The 2,701-nt window shown below is 60.0% G+C and carries 2 protein-coding genes; one reads left to right on the top strand and one right to left on the bottom strand.

Annotated elements, in window-relative coordinates; translation table 11 throughout:
* Positions 1-213 precede the first annotated feature (213 nt).
* A complete protein-coding gene (pyk, locus tag NW853_RS01065; RefSeq protein ID WP_414336145.1) occupies positions 214-2,085 on the bottom strand; it encodes a pyruvate kinase in 1,872 nt (623 codons plus the stop codon).
* Positions 2,086-2,254: 169 nt separating this feature from the next.
* Here pyk and NW853_RS01060 point away from each other — a divergent pair, with 169 nt between their 5' ends.
* Entirely contained in the window at positions 2,255-2,497 is a 243-nt protein-coding gene (locus NW853_RS01060) for a hypothetical protein (RefSeq protein ID WP_414336143.1), read from the top strand.
* Positions 2,498-2,701 lie beyond the last annotated feature (204 nt).

The raw sequence follows: 2,701 nt of genomic DNA, 5'->3' as shown, positions 1-2,701 counted from the left end.
TCCCTGAGGGATCCCCTCACCCCCAGCCCCTCTCCCTGAGGGAGAGGGGAGTTAGGGATAGCGATCGGCGCTGTTGGTGTGAAGGCGCCGGCGTTGCGTAGCAATAACGATGTAGAGAAACGTTTCGTTGCTATGGCGTAGCCTGCTTTTGAGAACCGCCAGAGGGATCCCGACGCTCACTTTCGGGTAGAGCGCGGGACTGATGGCTCTCCCTCAAAAGCCCAGGCCATCTGCTCCCGAAGTCACGATGCCTTTTTCTGCGTCCAGAGTGACGATGGATCCATCCCGGATGAGGCGTGTGGCATCCTTGACCCCCACCAGCACCGGCACCCCCAGCCGCAGGCCGATGACCGCCGCATGGGAGGAAGCTCCCTCTTCTTCGGTGATCACTCCGGCTGCCTGTTTGATGGCCTCCACATAGTTGGCGTCGGTAGACTGCGCAACCAAGATGTCGCCGGCGGTGATTTTGCCGGCATCGAGGCTGGATCTCAAGATGCGGGCCGGGCCGCTGACGGTGCCTTTGCCAAACCCTTTGCCCTGGGCCACCACCGCTTTCACCACATCGACCTTGATCAGATCGGTGGATCCCGCAACACCGGGCAGGGTTCCTGCGCTGAGCACCACCAAGTCGCCATCTTTGAGCAAGCCATCTTCCTGGGCCAAGCTAATGGCCGCTTGAAAGGTCTGGCGGGTTGTGGCCAAATCCATCACCAACAGCGGATGTACCCCCCAAACCAACTGCAGCCGCCGTGCTACTTCCACGTGGGGAGTTACGGCTAGGATGGGAGTGCGCGGGCGAAACTTGGAGACATTGCGAGCAGTGGCCCCCGTTTTGGTCAGGGTCATCACGGCTACGGCATCCAGCTCCTGGGCGATCTCCCCCACGGCGCGGCTGATCGAGTCGGTGATCAGGGTTTTGGGCCGCGTTCCAGCAGGACTGGCGCCATTGCTGTTGCCGTTGTTTTGGCTCAGCTCCTGCAGGGCAAGGGCGCGAATGCGTTGCCGTCGGTCGGCGTAGGTCAAGTCAAAGTAATCTCGCTCGGTGCGCACGGCAATGCGGGCCATGGTTGCTACTGCCTCGACGGGGTATTTGCCCACCGCCGTCTCGTTGGAGAGCATGACGGCATCGGTACCATCCAAGATGGCGTTGGCCACATCGGAGATCTCGGCACGGGTAGGTCGGGGGCTGTGAACCATGCTGTCCAGCATTTGGGTGGCAGTGATCACCGGGATCCCCAGAGAGTTGGCCAGGGCGATCACCCGCTTCTGTAGGATCGGCACCTCTTCCGCGGGCAGTTCCACCCCCAGATCGCCCCGCGCCACCATCACACCGTCGCTGAGAGCCAAAATCTGGGGCAGTTGCTGGATGGCCTCATGTTTCTCGATCTTGACGATGATGGGTACCCGCTTGTCGGCTGAGCCCGCAGAAGGCCTCTTGGCCGAGGCGATGAGCTCGCGCAACTCCAGCACGTCAGAGGGATCCCGCACAAAACTGAGGGCCACCCAATCCACGCCTTGGTTGAGGCCGAAGTAGAGATCTTCTTTGTCCTTTTGGGTCACGGCGCGGATGCTCAGGCGCACGCCGGGAAAGTTGACCCCTTTGCTGTTGGAGAGAGTCCCCCCGACAATGGTGCGGCAGAAGAGTTCTCCCGCCGCAGGATCCACGGCTTCCACCCGCATCTCCACTCGACCGTCATCGATGAGGATCGTCGCTCCTTCGGGCACTTCTTGGGCCAGCTTGTCGTAGGTGACCCAACTGCGCTCTTGGGATCCCAAGACAGGCTTGCTGGTCAACACAAAGGGATCCCCGGCTTTGAGGGTGATGGAGCCTTCGGCGAACTTGCCCAAGCGGATTTTCGGCCCCTGCAGGTCTTGCAAAATAGCGACCTGGATGCCCAGATCCATCGCGGTTTGGCGGATGAGGCGAATGCTGCGGCGGTGTAGCTCGTGATCCCCATGGGAAAAGTTGAGGCGAAGGGTGGTTGCCCCTTGCAGGATCATCTCCCTGAGAATGGCCGGATTTGAGCTGGCAGGGCCGATGGTGGCGACAATTTTGGTGCGTCGAAAAGAATCGCTCAAATGCATAGCAATCTTTCCAAGGGAGAGCAGCCCGGATCCTTTCCCCACACAGGGATCTGTCTGATACGATAACCCGTTCTGTCTTTTTTGAGGCCCCGCTTTTTTGAAGTTCCCGACGAGAGAGGATGGGAAAATAGGCAAAGCACAGTGTAGAGACCCGATCTGGAGTCGAGCGATGCCGGTTGCCCCTGAATATGCTTTCCCCTTCGAGCACCATCAGAAGTTCTCTCTGGATAACCCCACCATCTCTAGCCCAGGGGTTTCTAAGCGCGAATACATAGCCAGCAAGGTGTTACAGGGTATCCTGAGCAATCCCCAGACCCCCGTTGGCGATTTGTCTCCTGAGCAACGGCAAGCCTTGGCCTATACGGCGGTGTTGTTGGCGGATGACTTGTTGGCGGCTCTCGGCGCTCAGTAGAGGGGTTCTTAAGATTGCAGCGGGGTTATCCTCTCTGGTTGAGGTTTAGGCCGCAGGGGGGGTCACAGATGCTGCTACATACAAGGATCCCTGCTTGAGCCCATCCATGAACCCCCTCACCCCCGGCCCCTCTCCCTGAGGGATCCCCTCACCCCCAGCCCCTCTCCCTGAGGGATCCCCTCACCCCCAGCCCCTCTCCCTGAG

The organism is Synechococcus sp. H55.11, assembly GCF_047462475.1.
In the GTDB taxonomy this organism is placed as follows: Bacteria; Cyanobacteriota; Cyanobacteriia; order Thermostichales; family Thermostichaceae; genus Thermostichus.
Note: the sequence above shows the minus strand (reverse complement) of the source record. Positions and strands in the feature narration are given on the sequence as shown.